Origin of the sequence: Streptomyces sp. NPDC127177 (assembly GCF_042672475.1) — a bacterium.
Taxonomy (GTDB): Bacteria; Actinomycetota; Actinomycetes; order Streptomycetales; family Streptomycetaceae; genus Streptomyces.
Map to the genome: position 1 here is coordinate 61,380 of NZ_JBHXUW010000015.1, position 17,258 is coordinate 78,637.

13 protein-coding genes are annotated in these 17,258 nt (G+C 71.3%); 1 reads left to right on the top strand and 12 read right to left on the bottom strand.

Annotated features, from left to right (window positions below):
- The first annotated feature begins 33 nt into the window (after positions 1–33).
- On the top strand, positions 34–1,128 hold the full coding sequence (locus tag ACFVJX_RS12055; RefSeq protein ID WP_384127139.1) for an NAD(P)/FAD-dependent oxidoreductase: 1,095 nt from the start codon (positions 34–36) through the stop codon (positions 1,126–1,128).
- Positions 1,129–1,260: 132 nt separating this feature from the next.
- Here ACFVJX_RS12055 and ACFVJX_RS12060 read toward each other — a convergent pair whose 3' ends face one another.
- The 12 genes from ACFVJX_RS12060 to ACFVJX_RS12115 form a co-directional block, all read right to left on the bottom strand.
- On the bottom strand, positions 1,261–1,734 hold the full coding sequence (locus ACFVJX_RS12060) for a MarR family winged helix-turn-helix transcriptional regulator (RefSeq protein ID WP_384127252.1): 474 nt from the start codon (positions 1,732–1,734) through the stop codon (positions 1,261–1,263).
- A 186-nt stretch (positions 1,735–1,920) separates the two neighbouring features.
- Positions 1,921–3,303: an FHA domain-containing protein gene (locus ACFVJX_RS12065; protein WP_384127138.1), complete on the bottom strand. Its 1,383-nt coding sequence runs from the start codon at positions 3,301–3,303 to the stop codon at positions 1,921–1,923.
- A 107-nt stretch (positions 3,304–3,410) separates the two neighbouring features.
- Positions 3,411–4,769 carry a VWA domain-containing protein gene (locus ACFVJX_RS12070; protein ID WP_384127137.1) on the bottom strand — a complete coding sequence of 453 codons (1,359 nt, stop codon included), beginning with the start codon at positions 4,767–4,769 and terminating at the stop codon, positions 3,411–3,413.
- 104 nt (positions 4,770–4,873) lie between these two features.
- Positions 4,874–6,133, bottom strand: a complete 1,260-nt coding sequence (locus ACFVJX_RS12075; protein WP_384127136.1) for a PP2C family serine/threonine-protein phosphatase — start codon at positions 6,131–6,133, stop codon at positions 4,874–4,876.
- A gap of 2 nt (positions 6,134–6,135) precedes the next feature.
- A complete protein-coding gene (locus ACFVJX_RS12080) occupies positions 6,136–8,904 on the bottom strand; it encodes a tetratricopeptide repeat protein (protein ID WP_384127135.1) in 2,769 nt (922 codons plus the stop codon).
- Positions 8,905–8,971: 67 nt separating this feature from the next.
- The gene (locus ACFVJX_RS12085) at positions 8,972–10,306 is read right to left on the bottom strand and encodes a hypothetical protein (RefSeq protein WP_384127134.1); all 1,335 of its coding nucleotides are present in this window, start codon (positions 10,304–10,306) and stop codon (positions 8,972–8,974) included.
- Positions 10,307–10,373: 67 nt separating this feature from the next.
- The gene (locus tag ACFVJX_RS12090; RefSeq protein ID WP_384127132.1) at positions 10,374–11,426 is read right to left on the bottom strand and encodes a glutamate ABC transporter substrate-binding protein; all 1,053 of its coding nucleotides are present in this window, start codon (positions 11,424–11,426) and stop codon (positions 10,374–10,376) included.
- 11 nt (positions 11,427–11,437) lie between these two features.
- Complete coding sequence (locus tag ACFVJX_RS12095; protein ID WP_384127251.1) at positions 11,438–12,790, bottom strand: hypothetical protein; 1,353 nt, start codon at positions 12,788–12,790, stop codon at positions 11,438–11,440.
- A gap of 381 nt (positions 12,791–13,171) precedes the next feature.
- The gene (locus ACFVJX_RS12100; protein WP_384127130.1) at positions 13,172–14,146 is read right to left on the bottom strand and encodes an N-acetylglucosamine kinase; all 975 of its coding nucleotides are present in this window, start codon (positions 14,144–14,146) and stop codon (positions 13,172–13,174) included.
- Positions 14,137–15,402: a 6-phospho-beta-glucosidase gene (locus ACFVJX_RS12105; RefSeq protein ID WP_384127129.1), complete on the bottom strand. Its 1,266-nt coding sequence runs from the start codon at positions 15,400–15,402 to the stop codon at positions 14,137–14,139. The genes ACFVJX_RS12100 and ACFVJX_RS12105 overlap by 10 nt, the downstream gene beginning before the upstream one ends.
- Before the next feature lie 3 nt (positions 15,403–15,405).
- Entirely contained in the window at positions 15,406–16,308 is a 903-nt protein-coding gene (locus tag ACFVJX_RS12110) for a carbohydrate ABC transporter permease (RefSeq protein WP_384127127.1), read from the bottom strand.
- Position 16,309: 1 nt separating this feature from the next.
- Complete coding sequence (locus tag ACFVJX_RS12115) at positions 16,310–17,251, bottom strand: carbohydrate ABC transporter permease (RefSeq protein WP_384127125.1); 942 nt, start codon at positions 17,249–17,251, stop codon at positions 16,310–16,312.
- Between the last annotated feature and the right edge of the window lie 7 nt (positions 17,252–17,258).

Below are 17,258 nucleotides of genomic sequence, written 5' to 3' on the forward strand. Positions count from 1 at the left end.
ATATGTCTCGTAGTTATGGGGGAGCGGGGAATCATGAATCCTACGGTTGTGGTCATCGGCGGAGGGTACGGGGGCGCCGCGGTCGCCAAAGCGCTCGATGCGGAGACCGATGTCGTGCTCATCGATCCCAAGGACGCTTTCGTGCACGCGGCGGGGTCGCTCAGGGCGCTGGTCCAGCCCGGCTGGGCCGGAAACATCTTCTTCCCTTACGACACCCTGCTCCGGCGCGGCACCGTCCGCCGCGAGCGCGCCGTCGCGGTGGACCCGGGTGGTGTCACGCTCGCCTCGGGGCAGCGGATCGCGGCCGACTACCTGGTCCTGGCCAGCGGTTCCGACTATCCGTTCCCGGCCAAGATGGACACCGACCTCTCGGCGCGGGCCCTGGAGCGGATCCACGCGGCCCACGAGGAACTCGCCGCCGCCGGACGGGTGCTGATCGTCGGCGCCGGACCGGTCGGCCTTGAGCTCTCCGGTGAGATCAAGGCGGTCTGGCCGGACAAGCACGTGGTCGTCACCGACCCGGCCGGGACGCTGATGCCGCACTTCCTGCCGGAGCTCCGTGAGGAGCTGCACCGCCAGCTGGACGCACTCGGGGTCGAGCTGCGGCTCGGCACCACCCTCGCCGAGGATCCGCCGGCCGCACCGGGGCTGACGAAGGCCTTCACGGTCGCCACCGACAGCGGCGAGATCTCCGCCGACATCTGGTTCCGCTGCTACGGCGTGCACGTCAACGGCGACTACCTCGCCGACGGACAGGTCACCGTCCGGACCGCGCAGGGGCAGGTCAGGGTCACCGAGACGCTCAACGTCGAGGGCCACGAGCGCGTCTACGCGCTCGGCGACATCACCGACCTGGCCGAGGCCAAGATGGCCGCCTACGCGATGAAGCACGCGGAAGTGGTGGCACAGAACATCCTCGCCCAGGTGCGCGGGGAGCGGCCCACATCCGTCTACCGGCCCTCACCCACGCCCACGATCCTGCTCCCGCTCGGCCCCGGCGGCGGCGTGGGCCAGGCGCCCACCCCCGACGGTCCGACTCTCCTGCCCGCGTCGGCGGTCAGCGAGTACAAGGGGGTGGACCTGTTCACCGGCCGGTTCGCCGAGCTGTTCGGCACCGCCGTCGGCTGAACCACGGGTGCGGGGGGAGGGGCTGTTCCTGCCGGGGGGAAGGGGGGCAGGGGGCCGGCCCTTGGGGTGTGCCGGGCTGTTCTCGTCGGCGGGGGGCTAAGGGCTGGTCCTCCGGGGGGCACGGGGTAGCCCTTAGGGCGCGACGGTGGACGGTTCGGGGGCCGTCGCGGGCGGTGCGTCCGACTCCATGAAGACCACCGGCACCTTGTTGTCCAGCACCAGACGGCCGAGAACCCGGGCGAGCAGCTCGCGCTCGGTGTCGTCGAGGCCGGTCGACAGTGTCTCCACGCGTCGGCAGGTCTCCGCGTAGAACGCCTCGGACAGCTCCTCACCCTTCGCCGTCAGGGCGACCCGGACCGCGCGCCCGTCCTCCGGATCGGCCTCCCGCCGTACCAGGCCGCGCTGGACGCTCCGGTCCACCAGGCCGGTGAGGCTGGACTTCGCCAGACCCAGCATCGAGCCGAGCTCACGCATCCCGTACGGCTGCACCATCAGCACGCAGAGCAGCTGGCCCTGCTGTGCGGTGATGCCGTGCTCGCGGCCTGACTCGGCGTACACCGCATTCACCAGAAAAGAGGATCGCACCAGAGCGGTGACGTATCCCATCTGTTCGCCGTCGGCCTTTCGCATTCCACCAGAATACGGCAGGTGATGGCGGTGCGGATCCGCCGCGGGAACGCTTATTCGTACTGCGAACTAGGGGATCCGGCAGTCGCCGGCCGGTGCGGCCGGGGGAACAGCAATGCGCGGCCGGTGGGGGAGTGCCCCACCGGCCGCGCATGGTGCGACGCGTCAGCCCCGGCGGATCGTGATCGTCGTCCAGGCCCCGACGTGCACCTGGTCGCCGTCCTGGAGGGGAACGGGGACGTAGGGCTGTATCGGGTCCTCGGCGCCGTTGAGCGTGGTGCCGTTGGTGGAGTTCTGATCGACCACGGCCCAGCTGCTGTCCGGCTGTTGCACCAGCACCGCGTGCTGGTGCGAGACGCCCGGGTCCTCCGGCGGTACCGACAGGTCGATGTCGGGGGACTCGCCCGTGCTGTGCCGACGGCGGCCGATGGTGATCTGGTTGCCGGTCAGCGGAAGGTGCTGCTCCGGGGAATACGCGGGCAGGTTGAGCCCGGTGGCCTCGGGGCCACTGCGCTGCATCATGGCCAGGAAGTACTCACGGTCCGGGGCGACGACCGCCGTCCAGCTCGTGGGCGCGCCCTGACCCGGACCCTGGCCCTGGCCCTGATTCCGGCTCTGGTCCTGGCCCGCGCCCGGTCCCTGGTTCGGCCCCGGGTAGGGCTGCTGCATCGGCGTCTGCGGGCCCTGGGCCTGCGACGGCGGCGACAGCACCCAGTCGTCGTTGCCGGTCTGGGGTGCCTGCGGCTGCGGCGGAGCCGGCGGACCGGGCTGCTCGAAGACGGGCGGAGCGGTCTGCTGGAACGCGGGCGGGGCGCTCTGCTGCTGGAACGACGGCGGCGGGGGTGAGCCCTGCGACGATCCCTGCTGCTGGGCGTGCTGCTGCCCCTGCGGGAAGCCCTGCTGGCCCTGCGGGCCGGGCTGTCCCTGGCCCTGCGGGAACGGGGGCGGCGGCGGCCCCTGCTGGCCTTGCGGGCTCGGCGGGAAGGGCTGCTGTCCCGGTCCGGAAGGTCCTGGCCGGCCCGGCCCTTCGGAGAGCGGCTCGGCCGGCCGGTTCATCTGCGAGGGGCGGGAGCCCTGGTACTCGAACGGGTCGCGGGCCTGCGGCGATCCCTCGAACGGGTCGCGGGGCTGCGGGGGCCCCGGCGGCTGCTGGGCCTGGAAGCCCGGCGGCAGATTGAGTCCGGGAACGGGGCCCGGGCCACCACCGGGGCCGCCCGGTCCGCCACCGCCCGGTCCGCCACCGCCCGGTCCGCCGTGCTGCGGGGCCAGGGGCGTGTACGAGGTCGCCGTGTTCGTGAGGAAGTTCCAGCGGCACTCCTCGCAGAACGGCGCCATCGCCTCCCGCGGGGTGCGGCACTGCGGGCAGATCTCGGCGTGGGCCGTCGCGTCCGGGCCGGGGCCCTGCGGGTATCCGTAGCCGGGCGCGGGCGGCGGGGGAGGCGGCGGGGGAACGGCGCCCGCAGGCGCGCCCGCCCCGGCCATGCGATGGCCGCAGACCTCGCACCAGTCCTCGGAACCCGACTGGTGTCCGTTCGGGCAGGTCGGCATGTCGGCGCTTCCCCCTTTCCTCGTCCGGCCCAGGGGGCCGTCATTTTTCTTGCTTCGCCGCCCGGCGGACCTGTCCGGTCGGGCGGCTCATGAGTGCGGATATGTGGTTATTTCTTCACGCGGACGGTCTTCGTGGAGCGCGTTTCGAGTGTCATCTCGTCCGCTTCCGCGACCTTCGCCTTCAGTCGCACAGTACCTGTCGCCGCGTCGACGACGTCGACCACCTTCGAAAGCAGTTTCGCAGTGTCCTCGTTCCCGGACGCCGATGCCAACTGCACCGCGCGGCCGAGTTTGGCCGTCGCGCCGTCGAAGTCTCCCGACTTGCGCGCATCGAGCCCCTGCTGGATGACTTGTGCCAGTTCGGCCTGACCTGTGTAGTGCGCGACCTGCGGGTTGATCGACGTCGAGGCCACCATGTCGTCCGTCCACACCGCCCGTACGAGCCCCTGCGAAAGGGTCTGGGGTGCTCCGCCGGAGGGGTCGGGGAGGATCAGTGAGACCCGGGCGGCGAGCATCTCCTGCCCGATGCCGGCCTCCGGTACCTGCACGCACACGTGGTAGTCACGGGACTCGTCGCCCCAGGAACCGGTGGGGTAGTCACCGGCGCGGGGGCCGGTCTCGGTGCGGCGGTCGGTCAGGTCGGCGACCGTCGGCGCGACCTGCTTCACGAACTTGATCTCCACACCGACGGGCGTCCAGAGCCGCAGTGCGACGTCCGCGACCTCCTTGCCCATCGCGTTCTCCATCATCTGCGTGAAGTCCGCGGCCAGCCCTGTCGGATCGGCGACGATGTCGGCGGTGCCGAGCAGTGCGGAGGCGATCGCTGTGACCTCTTTCACTTCCCAGTCGGTGCCGACGCCGCGGGCGTCACAGGTGAACCGGCCCGCGCAGGCGTCGAGCGCGGCCCGCAGATCCTCCGGCGCCTCGTGCTCGTTGCGCCCGTCCGTCAGCAGGATGCCGTGCCGGATGCTCACATCGGCGGCGCCCAGCAGCCGGTCGGCCAGCCGCAGCCAGGTCCCGATCGCCGTGCCGCCGCCGGCGCCGAGCCGGCGCAGGGCCTCCTTCGCCTGGGCCCTGGTCTGCGGATCGGCGGTGGCGAGCCGCCCGTTGCCCGGGTAGACCTCCTTGGCGACGTGCGTACCGCCGACCACCGCGAAGGAGGTGCCGTCGCGCAGGGTGTCGATGGCGGCAGCCGTCGCATCGCGGGCGTTGCGCATCTTCGTCGGCGGGTAGTCCATCGAACCCGAACAGTCCACCATGATCACCACGGCGGCGCTCGGCGCCTGTCCCGGTACGTGCGAGGGCGAGACGGTGGAGCCCGTCAGTGGTACGCCACCGGTGGTGCCGCCGCCGGTCGAGGTGACGGTGATGATGCCGTTGACCTCGCGGCCGCCCTCCGGCAGGAATTCGTTCTGGTACACCTCGACGGAGAACTGCGGCACGTTCGACTTGGAGAAGTTGGCCATCTGATCGGCTCCTTGAGGCTCCACGTGTCAGATGAAGACAGATCCACGGAAGACAGATTTACGGACAAAGGCAACAGAGGTGCAAGGGGCGGGCGGAACGGGACTCAACCGTCGCTCTGGGCGGATCCTGCCCCTTGCGGTGGTACGGCGAACGGCAGCAGGGCCACTGTTACGTTGTCGTGGCCCCCGCCGTCGAGCGCGTGACCCACCAGCACCTGAGCGCCGTGCAGCGGCCGTTGGTAGGCGTCCGGCGGCACCGCGGCGGCCATCTCGGCCGCCGACTCCGCGTAGTTCCACAGGCCGTCCGTGCAGACCACCACTACACCGGGCCGGTCCGGTTTGAACGACGCGGTGTGCGGCTCCAGTTCGTAGGAGTCGGCGCCCAGCCAGCCCGTGATGGCGTGGGCCCGCTCGTCCGCGTACGCCTCCGCCTCGTTCATCAGCCCGGCCGCGACCATCTGCGCGGCCCAGGAGTCGTCCTCGGTGAGCCGGGCGGGCGGGCTGGTCCGGTCCTCGGGCACCCAGTACACGCGGCTGTCGCCGACCCAGCCGACGACCAGCAGACCGTTGGCCATGATCGCGCCGACCAGGGTGCAGGCCGGGGCGTTCTGATGGCGGTGCGGATCGGCCTCCGGGGTCCGGCCGGTGTCCTGGGCGAGGCGGTTGACCGACTCGGCGGCCACCACGATCGCCTCGTGCATCGCCTGCTGCGGATGCGTGCCGCGCGGCAGCGACTCCAGCAGGGCCTCGTTGGCGGAGGCCGTGGCGGCGGCGGACGCCTCGTCGGGGCGGCTCGCCGACGACACCCCGTCGCAGACGATCGCCAGGACGGCCGGCGTGCCGTCGGGCAGTGCGGTGGTCGAGATCGCGAACGAGTCCTCGTTGCGGTGGTGGCGCAGGCCGCGGTCGGTCACCGCGGCGACCGACCCGAGCTCCTCCTCCATGTGGTCGCGCTCGCGGGGCTGGGCGTGGCCGCAGTTCTCGCAGTAGCCGTCGTTGTCGACATGACCGGCCCTGCAGGCCACGCACATCTTGGTGCCGGCCGCCGGGGCCGGAACCGCGTCCGGTGAGGTGCGGGGATCGGGCATCGTCCCGTCGGCGGCGGCGGCGGCCGGCGCGGCAAGCTCGAAGTCACCCGACGCGTCCGCCCCGTCCGTCCCGGCGGCGGACCCCGCCACCGGACCGGGCTCCGGCGCACCCTCGGGCCCCGGAGCGGCGATGGCGATCGTCGGGTGGTCCTGCGGCGGCTCGGGCACGGCCGACAGGTCGTACCCGCACGCACCGCAGAACAGGTCCCCCGGCTCCAGCGGCTCCTCGCAGCCGGGACACCTCGACAGGGCAGTCTCCTGGTTGTTCTGCGACATCTTCACACCCACGTTCGGGGGCGGAAACGGTTGGCCCGCTCCACCAGTTCGATCCTCTCGTCCCCGGGCTCCGCCAGCCGGGCGAGCATCCGGTACGAGCGTTCGAGCCCGAAACGCAGGCCGCGCTCGTCCAGCTCACTGCCGAGCAGCGTCTTCGGCCCCTGCGCCCCGGCATGCGCCGGCGACTGCGGGGCCGAGGTCCGAGCCGTGGGACTACCGGAGAGTACCCAGTCGAGCGCCGTTCCCAGCACCTCGGTCGACAGCTGCTCCCGGCGCACCGCGTCCAGACCGAGCCCCGCCAGGCCGGCGACCTGCGCCGACGCCGCCATCAGATCGGCGATCAGCGGGTCGTCCGGGGCCCGTTCGCGCAACCGTGCCCGTACCGCGGCGACCCGGGCCGCCGTGTAGTGGATCGACGCCTCCGGCACCGATTCCAGCGACTTGACGGCCCCGCCCCGGTCCCCGGCGGCGATCTGCACCCGGGCCAGGCCGAACGCGGCGCTCACGAAACTCGGGTCGGTCGTCCACACCAGCCGGTAGTACTCGGCTGCGTTGTCCAACTGGCCCAGGACCTCCGCGCAGACCCCCAGGGCCAGCTTCGGCGCCGGCTCCCCGGGGAAGGCGTCGTAGACCGCGTCGAAGGACAGCGCCGCGTTCTCGTTGTCGCCGCTCACCAGTGAGGTGACGCCGCGGTACCAGACCACCCGCCAGTCGTCCGGATGCTTGACCTCGAGGGTCGTCAGGGTCTCCGTCGCCGCCGCCAGGTCGTTCATCTCCAGGGAGGCGCGCAGCTCCCGCAGCCTGGTCTCCAGCGAGGCGGCCGGTACGGCCTGCAGTGCGGCGATCAGTTCGGCGGGTGCCGATGCCATCACACCGGCCAGGAAGCCCGCGTTGGGGTCGTTCGCGTCGACCCGGGGGACCGGCAGCGCGAGCGAGGTGCCCCGCACGTCGAGTCCGGCCAGCCGGGGGCCGCCCGTGCCGTACGGACCGGGCGCGTTGCCCGGGTTCACGACCGGGGACCGGGGCGCCGGGACGACCGCCTGCGGCTGCGGGTACGCGGGCGCGGCGCCGTTCCCGTTGCCGCCGCGGATGTGTGTGGTGGACGAGGGCAGCGGGCCGGCGCCGACCGCGTACCCAGGGGGCGGGCCGGCGGGCAGCGCGCCCGGGACACCGCCCGGTGGTGCCACCGCGGCGGGCGGGTGGCCGGCCGGTGTCACCGCGACCGCACCGGCGCCCCTGCGGCGTCCGAGGAGCCCGGAGCCGCGGGTCGCCGCGCTCCGTGCCCCGAGGCGGGACACCTCACCGGTCAGGGTCGTGAAGAGCTCCGTGTCGATGACCCGCATCTCCGCGCCGAACAGGGTGGAGAGCGCCGGGCGCGGGCGCCCCGTCTGGAGCGACACCACCTCCCGCAACACACCCATCAGCTGCTCGGCCATCTCCGATGCGGAGGCGAACCGACGGGCCGGATCGGGGTCGGTGGCCCGCACCAGCAGCCGGTAGAACGACTCGTACGTCCGGAACACCTCGATGTTGTCCGGGTCCGGCAGCGAGTCCACGAAGACGTTCGTGTAGCCCTGGAAGTCGAAGGTGAGCACGGCCAGCGTCCGCGCGACCGTGTACAGGTCGGACGCCACCGAAGGGCCGACCTCCGCGACCTCCGGGGCCTGGTACCCCACCGTCCCGTAGATGGCCGACTCGTCGTCGTCCATCCTGCGGACCGCGCCCATGTCGATCAGCTTCAGCTGGTCCTCGGTCTGGATCGCGTTGTCGACCTTGAAGTCGCAGTACAGCAGATTGCGGCTGTGCAGGTGGCCCAGCGCCTCCAGCGCCTCGATGCCGTACGCGCACGCCTGCTCGACCGGCAGCGGATCCCGCTTGCCGGCCGGGGTGCGACGCTCGTTGGCGATCTCCTTGAGCGCCTTGCCGCCGACGTACTCCATGACGATGTAGCCGTCGAGCGAACCGGTCCGCTGGTCGAGGTGCTCGACGAAGTTGTAGATGCGGACGATGTTGGAGTGCTCGATCTCGGCGAGGAAGCGGCGCTCGGAGATGGCCGCCGCCATGGCGTCCTGGTCACCGGTGTCGAGCAGGCCCTTGAGTACCACCCAGCGGTCGGAGACCGCTCGGTCCACCGCGAGGTAGACCCAGCCGAGACCGCCGTGTGCCAGACAGCCCGCGACCTCGTACTGCCCGTGCACGACGTCGCCGCCCTGGAGCTTCGGCATGAAGGAGTACGGGTGGCCGCACTTGGTGCAGAACCCCTCCGTACGCCCCTGCCGCTCACCCCTGGAGCGCCCCACCGGTGCCCCGCAGTCCGAACGCGAACAGAACCGCTTCCGCTCCGGCACCTCCGGGTTCTCCATCACCGCGGTACGCGGATCGGGACGCGGCACGTCCGGTACGAGCACGAGACCGGCCCCCAGCCGGTTGCGGCCGGACACCCCGCTGGACGTCCCCGACGAGCGCACCGAGACCGAACGCGACGCCGAACCTCCGGACAGCGCGCGAGAGAGCCGCCCCGACACCGAGCGCCGCGAGGTCGACGAACGCGACGAGGAGCGCGAGGACGCCCTCGACGACGCCTGCGAACCGCTGCGCGCCGACGAGCTGTTGCTGCCCCGGCCACCGCCCGCGATACCGGTGGGTGGCGAACTCACCATGCCGGTCGGTGACACCACCGGAGCCAGACCGCAGGTGTCGCAGTACAGCTCACCGCCGCCCATGTCCTCGTAACTGCCCTCGCACGCGGGGCGCTGGCACTGCGTACTCATGGTCATTCCCCCTGTTCGCCCCGCCGCCGCAGCGGCCATGTCACTCCTGCGCCGGACACCGGGTGCCTCATGGGCGCCCCCGTCCGTCCTCTGGTCCGGACGCCCGCCGCTGGCCCAGTAGTTCCAGCGCGGCGTCCTGATAGCGCTGTACCGCCTGACCCGCGACCCGTAGATCGCAGGGCGCGCTCCACAGCATCCGGCGCGCAGCGTCGTACCGCTCGATGAGCACCGGGTCCTCCGCCAGGCCGTGCCGGGCCACCTTCGCCCTGTACGCGTCCAGCCTGCCGCGCAGCTCCGCCCGGACGGCCAGCGGGGCCGTCACCGCCGTCAGCTGTTCCCTGGCCCGCAGCAACTCCTCCTCGGCCTGCCGCTCCAGGGTCTCCAGGAGCGGGGAGAGCCGGTGCCACTGCGCGTGCCTGCGGTACTCCGACGCTGCCGCGAGACGCTCCTGCAGAGCGGTGGGCGGGCCGTTGACCGCGGGCACCTCGGACGCGGCGATCTTCGCCAGCACCTCGCCGCGCGCCGACCGGGCCTCGGCCAGGGTGCGGTCGGCGCGGGAGAGCACGTCACGCAACTGGACCAGCCGCTGCTCGGCGTCCTGCCGGACCGCGAGCACCGCCTCGATCTCCCGCCGCACCTCGTCCAGCGCCCGCGCCGCCCGGTCGTAGCGGGTGGTGTCCGGCCGGCCGCCGCCGGGCGCCGAACTCCCCGGCCCCGGCAGCCAGAACGCCAGCGGGTCGGAGATCACCTGCACCCGCAGCGTGGTCAGTTCATGGGTGATCGACTCCAGGTCGTCACCCGCCGGGTGCTCCCCGGGCCGTACCCCGACCGAGTGCGCGAGCGAGCGGGTGCGGCGCAGTTCGGCGGCGAGCAGGTCTATCCGGGCGGGCATCGCCGACCACACCGAGTCGGAGGCGACGACCATGTCCAGAGAGCGCGCGTACAGCTCGTTCATCCGGTTGACCAGCTCGGCCAGTGTGAACCGCTCGGAGAGCTTGGCCGGGCCGGTGACCGACGGGTCGGGCCGGGCGGCGGCGTGCGCCACCGTGACGCCCTCGCCGCGCAGCAGTTCGGTCAGCACCGCCAGGTCCTCCCGGTTGGGGTGGCGGCGGCGGGCCCGCACCTCGCGCGCCTCGTTCAGCACCCCCGCGTACGCGTCGAAGTAGTTCCACAGCAGCGTGATCGACTGCTCGGTGGCGCTCCAGCGCTCCCTGGTGACCCCGGTGAGGTCGGCGCCCTCCAGGAGCCGGCGCCCGGCGTGGTCCTGCAGGGCGAGGAGCGAGGTCTCGATCGCCTCGTGCTCCGCACCGAGCCGGGCCAGCGCACGGTCGGCCTCGTCCCGGTCCATGACCGGGCCGGGGGGCCGGGCCGCGTAGCTGGGGAAAGGGCCCGCGACGCCCATCGATCACCTCTCCGCTCTCCCTGCCGGACATGGCCCGGCAGGATCCGCCTGATCCGAAGGACAGGCCCTAGTTGCTGCGGTATTTGGGCGCCGGCGGCCCCGTGATTCCGGGCAGACCGTCCTCCAGCCAGTTGCGGTAGGACTGCATCCAGAGGCTGTTCTTGCCGCCGGAGCGGTAGTCGACCAGCACCTGGTTGACCCGCGCCACCAGGTCGTCGGCGCCCTTCTTCGTGGCCACGCCGTAGTACTCGGTGGTGAAGGGCTTGTCGCCCTTGAGCTCAACGGCCGGGTCCTGGGCCGCCTGGCCGGCCGCGAGGGCGTTGTCCGTGACGATCGCGTCGACCTCGCCCATCTGGAGCCGCACCAGGCAGTCCAACTGGTTGGGGACGGTGAGCAGGTCCTCGTCGGCTTCGGTCCCGTCGTGCTTGTCCTTGAACACCGAGCCGAACGACTGCTTCTCCAGCGCCTCGTACGCCGTGGAGCCCTCCGCGGTGCAGACCCGCTTGCCCGCCAGCGAGGAGTTGTACCCGGTGATGGCCGACTCCTTCGGCGCGAGTACCTGCTGCCCGGCCTGGAAGTAGGCCGTGGAGAAGGAGACCTGGTCGAGCCGGGCGCAGTTGATCGTCATCGTCCGCACGACGACGTCGACCTTGTCGTTCTCCAGGGCGGCGATCCGCTGGTTGGTCGGGATCGCCCGGAAGATCACATCGTCGCGGTCGCCCAGGATGTCCTTGGCGAGGGCCCGCACCAGATCGATGTCGAAGCCTTCGAGATTCCCGGTCTCCGGGTTGCGGTAACCCCACTGGAAGCTGTTCTGGTCGACGCCGGCGATCAGCTTCCCACGCGCCTTGATGCGGTCTATGGTCGCGCCGCCCGCGCCGGACGGCTGGAGGCTGGCCTCCGGATCCGTGCAGTTGTCGGCCCGTGTCTGTACACCCCGTGCGGCGCCCAGCCCCGAGACCTCGGTGCCGAAGGTGTCCCCGCCGCTGTGCGAGAGCGGCAGCAGGGTCAGTGCCGCCGTCATCGCGCAGGCCGCGGCCATGGCGGTCACCCCGCCCCAGCCGCGCAGTCTGCCCAAGGGCCCCCCGGCTCCCGTCCTGGGCTCGTCCTTCCCTGTCATCGCTCCCCCTGTCACCGGAACTCCGAGAGCCTGCGGTTGACCCCGACGATCGCGGCGACCGCGCCCAGTACGGCCAGGGCGGCCGCGCCGATCGGCAGCCCGCCCAGCGCACCGCGCCCGTCCTCGGCGGCCCGGGTGAATTCTTCCTGCTCATGGGCGAGCGCCTGCCGCAGCGCCTTGTCCACCTGGTTGAACGACTCACCGGTCGAGCCCTCGGTCGAGTCCCCGGAGCCGATGATCTGCTTCAGCGCGGTGTCGTAGTCGCCGCCGTCATCGGTCTTGCGGGCCGTCCGGTGCCGGCTCTGCCACTCGGCGACGCTCTTGACGGCGTTCGCCACCGGCTTGCTGCCCTCGGTGTCGTCGGCGAGCTTCGCGGCCTTGCCCAACTCCTCGCCGAGCGCCTTCATGCCCGTGCCGTAGTCGGTCTCGTACTTGTCGTTCTTGCCGTCCGCGGTGAGCACCGCACCACGGGCGACCACCGTGAGGTTCTCGTTGGCGCGCGCCTTCAGCGAGTCGATGCGCGCCCGGTTGAGCACATCCAGGGACTGCTGCCCGCGTGTGTTGGCGTCGGACAGATCGGAGCGGGCCACCGAATGCCCGACGGCCAGCCACAGCAGGACCACCAGGGACGCCGCCGTCGCGGCCAGCAGGCCGTGGTTGAGCACCCGGTTCGTCCGGTGGAAGTTACGGCGCTGGGCCCAGAACAGCACGGCCAGCGCGATCACGCCGATGCCGAGCGAGAAGTACGGCCAGGCCCGTGCGGAGTCGTAGTCCTTGCCGAGCCGACCCGTCTCCGCCGCGTACAACCGCTCGGCGGCCGGGAGCAGTTCACCGGCCATCTGCTGGTTCGCGTACCGGAGGTAGGCGCCGCCCAGCGGCAGGCCCTGCCGGTTGTTGGCGCGGGCGCGCTCGATCAGCCCGGTGTAGCGCGGCAGTCCCTCGTTGAGCGTGGTGATCTCGTGGCCGGACTCCGTCGAGGAGTCCGTGTTGGCCGCGGCCTTCACCAGCAGCCGGGAGGCCTCGTCGATGTCCTTCACGTACTGCTCGTGGACCGCGGGCGGTTCCTGCGGACCGGCCAGGAAGCCGCTCGCCGCCGCCGCGTCGGCATCGGCCAGCGAGCGGTAGATGTTGGCCGCGTCCGCGCTCAGCGGCTGACTGCGCCTGACCACGTCGTCGGCGGCCGCCGCCCGGTCGGAGATCTGGAAGGCCGTCACGGCCCCGAACGCGACGACGAGCAGGGCCAGTACGGCCCCGATGATCCGGAGCCGGCCCGGTTCGGTGGTCGCCGCTGCGCGCAGCCGTTCGGCCGCCACCGCGCGGGCACTGCGCTGCGCCGGTACGGGTACGGCCGTCGGCGCGGGCAGTTGCCCCGGCGCGTGTTGCGGCGCCGGGCGCACATTCGGCGGGTATGTCACTTGACCTCCCCCTCGGTCACTGACGGTGGCCCGCCCCCCGGCCGATCGGGGGACTGGTACCCGGCCAGAAGTATGGCCGCAGGGACCGACATCCACACAAGGAACGCCTGGATCCTGCACCGGTCCATGAACGCAATCAACTGCAGTCAACAGCATTCGATCAAGGTCGACGTCATCGATCAAGACGATCGACGGCGCATTCCCCCGAAGCAGACCGATCTCCCCATCCATGAACACGTCCGTGGCAGCTGATCGGTTCCCTTACGGAAGGGACGCCCCGTTGCACGAAGGCTACGGGACGCCCCTGATACCCACCGATGTCACAGGAAGTCAGGCGTACTGCGACCGCAGCCTGTCGTGCACCTCGTGCGCCGCGCCCGTGTGGTCCAGACCCAGCAGCCCCGCGCCCAGCACCGGGGACTCCGTCACCACCCGCACCACCGCCTTCGGGGCCCTGACGGCGAGGAGTTCGGCGATCCGGTCGTCCAGCTGCGGATGGCGCGCCGCCAGCACGCTGCCGCCCAGCACGACCGGCGCCTGCTCGCCGAGCAGGCCCAGGCGGGAGAGCGCGACCGAGGCCATGGCCACGACCTCCTGGGCCAGCCGGTCCACCAGCCCGTGCGCCACCGCGTCGCCTGCCGCGCCGACCGCGAACAGCACCGGGGTCAGCTCGTGCCGCCGCTCGTACGCGATCCGGCCCAGGTGCAGCGCCTCTATCAGCGCGTACATCGAGCCGAGCCCGAAGTGACCGGGCAGCGCCCGGGCCAGCTCGGTCGGCTCACCGCGGCCGTCCTCGGCGCGCGCGGCGTACCACATCGCCTCCTCGGCCAGCCCCGAACCGCCGCCCCAGTCACCGGAGATCCTGCCGATGGCCGGGAAGCGGGCGGTCCGCCCGTCCGGCACCATGCCGACGCAGTTGATCCCCGCACCGCACACCACGGCCACCCCACGCGGCTCGTCGACCCCGGCGCGCAGGATCGCGAAGGTGTCGTTGCGCACCTCCACCGTGCGGCCCCAGCCGCGGGCGCCGAGGGCCTCGGTCAGCTGCTCCTCCTCGACCGGCAGATCGGCGTTGGCGAGGCACGCCGACACGTGCGCCACCGCCCCGGTGCCCACCCCGGCCGAGTCCAGGGCCTGTTCCACGGCCGCGCCCAGCGCGTCCACGGCCGTGGAGATTCCGACCAGGGGCGGCTGGAAGCCGCCGCCGCGGGCCGTGGACAGCAGGGTGCCGTCCGCACCGATGAGTGCCACATCGGTCTTGCTGTTCCCCGCGTCGATCGCGAGGACCGTGCCTTTCACGCCCACGCGAAGTGCTCCCGGTTGTGCGCGATCAGCTTGTCGGTGAGCGCCTCCGCGTACTCGAACTGGCCGATCAGGGGGTGCGCGAGCAGGGCCTTGAACACCCGGTCGCGGCCACCGCGCAGCGCGGCCTGGAGCGCGAGGTCCTCGTACGCCGTCACATTGCCGATCAGTCCGGCGTAGAGCGGGTCGAGCCGGGGCACGGCGAGGGGCGTCGCGCCGCTCCCGTCGACCTTCGCCTGTACCTCGATCACCGCGTCGTCCGGCAGGAACGGCAGCGTCCCCCTGTTGTACGTGTTGACGACCTGGTGCGGGGATCCGCCGCCGCCCAGCAGCGAGGCCGCCAGGTCGACGGCAGCCTCCGAGTAGAAGGCCCCGCCGCGCTTGGCCAGCAGTGCGGGCTTCTCGTCCAGCGCGGGATCGCCGTACATGGCGAGCAGCTCCTTCTCCATCGCGGCGACCTCGGCGGCCCGCGACGGCTTGGTGCCGAGCTCCCGTACGACCTGGTCGTGCGCGTAGAAGTAGCGCAGGTAGTACGAGGGGACGACGCCGAGGCGGTCCACGATCTCCCGCGGCATGCGCAGGTCGGCCGCGATCGTGTCGCCGTGCTCGGAGATCAGCCGCGGCAGGACGTTCTCGCCGTCGGGGCCGCCGATGCGCACGCCGAGCTCCCACGTCAGGTGGTTCAGCCCGACGTGGTCGAGGTGCACCTCGCCCGGCGTCACGTCCAGCAGCCGGGCGAACTTGCGCTGGAAGCCGATCGCCACGTTGCACAGGCCGACGGCCTTGTGACCGGCCTGGAGCAGCGCCCGGGTCACGATGCCGACCGGGTTGGTGAAGTCGATGATCCACGCGTCCGGATTGGTGCGCCGGACCCGCTCGGCGATGTCCAGGACGACGGGGACGGTGCGCATGGCCTTGGCGAGGCCGCCGGCGCCGGTGGTCTCCTGGCCGATGCAGCCGCACTCCAGGGGCCAGGTCTCGTCCTTGTTGCGGGCGGCCTGGCCGCCCACGCGCAGTTGGAGCAGGACGGCGTCGGCGTCGGCGACGCCCGCGTCGACGTCCGAGGTGGTGATGATCTTCCCCGGGTGCCCCTGCCTGGCGAAGATCCGCCTGGCGAGACCGCCGACGAGTTCGAGCCGGTCGGCCGCCGGGTCGACGAGGACCAGCTCCTCGACCGGCAGGGTGTCCCGCAGCCGTGCGAAACCGTCGATCAGTTCAGGTGTGTAGGTGGACCCGCCACCCACTACTGCGAGCTTCATGAATCAGCCCTTTACTCCGGTCAGTGTGACGCCCTCGACAAAGGCCTTCTGTGCGAAGAAGAAGACGACGATCACAGGGGCCATGACCAGAACGGTCGCGGCCATGGTCAGGTTCCAGTCGGTGTGGTGTGCGCCCTTGAAGGACTCCAGTCCATAACTCAGTGTCCAGGCGCCCGGGTTCTCCGAGGCGTAGATCTGCGGTCCGAAGTAGTCGTTCCAGGCGTAGAAGAACTGGAAGAGGGCGACGGCGGCGATGCCGGGCCTGGCCATCGGTATCACGACGCGCAGCAGGGTGCGCAGTTCACCGCAGCCGTCGACCTTCGCGGCGTCGAGGTACTCGTTCGGGATGGTCAGCAGGAACTGCCGCAGCAGGAAGATGGAGAACGCGTCACCGAACGCCATCGGGATGATCAGCGGCCAGAGCGTGCCGGACATGTCCAGCTGCTTCGCCCAGAACAGGTACATCGGGATCACGACGACCTGCGGAGGCAGCATCATCATCGAGATGACGAGCATCAGCGACAGATGCCGCCCGCGGAAGTGGAACTTGGCGAGCGCGTACGCCACGGGCAGCGAGGACACCACCGTGAGGACGGTGCCCACTCCCGCGTACAGCAGGGTGTTCCGCCACCAGGTCAGAAAGCCCGGGGTGTCGAACACCTCCCTGTAGTTGCTCCACTCGAAGGGGTGCGGCCACAGATCACGGGTCAGTGCCTGCTGGTCGCTCATCAGGGAGGTGAGGAGGAGGAAGACGAACGGCAGCACGAAGAAGAGTGCGGCGGCGACGCCGAGCGAGTGCACACCGATCCAGTGCAGCAGCGCCTTGCGGCGTGCGACGCGCTCGGCCGGGGTGACGGGGTCACTCACCGGACCGGCGGCCTTCGGGGGATCGAGAACCTGCGCCACGTCACTCACCTGCCTGGATCAGTCCGCTGCGGCGCCGCATCAGCAGTGCGGTGAACGCCATGGCGAGCACGAAGAGAACGAGCGCGACCACACAGGCGGAGCCGTAGTCGAAGCGCTGGAAACCGAGGTTGTAGACCAGCTGCGGAAGCGTCAGTGTCGACTTGTCGGGATATCCGGGCTCGAACTGCTGCCCGGAGCCGCCCATGACGCCGGACGCGACCTTCCCGGCCACCAGCGGCTGGGTGTAGTACTGCATCGTCTGGATGATCCCGGTGACCACCGCGAACAGGATGATCGGCGAGATGTTCGGCAGTGTGACCAACCGGAACCGCTGGTACGAGGACGCCCCGTCCAGCTCCGCGGCCTCGTACTGCTCCTTCGGTACGTCCAGGAGCGCGGCCATGAAGATCACCATCAGGTCGCCCACCCCCCACACCGCGAGGGCCGTCAGCGCCGGCTTGGACCAGGCGGCGTCGGTGAACCAGCCCGGGGTCGGCAGCCCGAGCTCGCCGAGGATCGAGTTGACCGGTCCGGTGCCGGGGTTGAGGAGGAAGACGAAGCCCAGGGTCGCGGCGACCGGCGGGGCCAGGTACGGCAGGTAGAAGAGCGTCCGGAAGACCCCGGTGCCCGTCTTGATCCTGGTGATCAGCATGCCGATGCCCAGTCCGAAGACCACCCGGCAGGTCACCATGACCACGACCAGCCACAGTGTGTTGCGCAGGGCCGGCCAGAACAGCGGGTAGTCGTTGAAGACGAAGGACCAGTTCTTCAGACCGCTGAACTCGGGGGCCGAGAAACCGTCGTAGCTGGTGAAGGAGAAGTAGAGCGTGGAGATCAGCGGGTAGGCGAAGAAGACGCAGAACCCGATCAGCCACGGCGACATGAAGGCCGCCGTCCGGAGCGCCGAGCGGCGGCGCTTGGAACGGAGTGTGTACGTGCTCATCGCGCCG

Coding starts and splice junctions, on each gene's coding strand:
- ACFVJX_RS12055 (WP_384127139.1), top strand. CDS start 34: ATGAATCCTACGGTTGTGGTCATCGGCGGAGGGTACGGGGGCGCCGCG.
- ACFVJX_RS12065 (WP_384127138.1), bottom strand. CDS start 3,303: ATGCCGACCTGCCCGAACGGACACCAGTCGGGTTCCGAGGACTGGTGC.
- ACFVJX_RS12085 (WP_384127134.1), bottom strand. CDS start 10,306: ATGGGCGTCGCGGGCCCTTTCCCCAGCTACGCGGCCCGGCCCCCCGGC.
- ACFVJX_RS12080 (WP_384127135.1), bottom strand. CDS start 8,904: ATGAGTACGCAGTGCCAGCGCCCCGCGTGCGAGGGCAGTTACGAGGAC.
- ACFVJX_RS12105 (WP_384127129.1), bottom strand. CDS start 15,402: ATGAAGCTCGCAGTAGTGGGTGGCGGGTCCACCTACACACCTGAACTG.
- ACFVJX_RS12075 (WP_384127136.1), bottom strand. CDS start 6,133: ATGTCGCAGAACAACCAGGAGACTGCCCTGTCGAGGTGTCCCGGCTGC.
- ACFVJX_RS12090 (WP_384127132.1), bottom strand. CDS start 11,426: ATGACAGGGAAGGACGAGCCCAGGACGGGAGCCGGGGGGCCCTTGGGC.
- ACFVJX_RS12070 (WP_384127137.1), bottom strand. CDS start 4,769: ATGGCCAACTTCTCCAAGTCGAACGTGCCGCAGTTCTCCGTCGAGGTG.
- ACFVJX_RS12060 (WP_384127252.1), bottom strand. CDS start 1,734: ATGGGATACGTCACCGCTCTGGTGCGATCCTCTTTTCTGGTGAATGCG.
- ACFVJX_RS12115 (WP_384127125.1), bottom strand. CDS start 17,251: ATGAGCACGTACACACTCCGTTCCAAGCGCCGCCGCTCGGCGCTCCGG.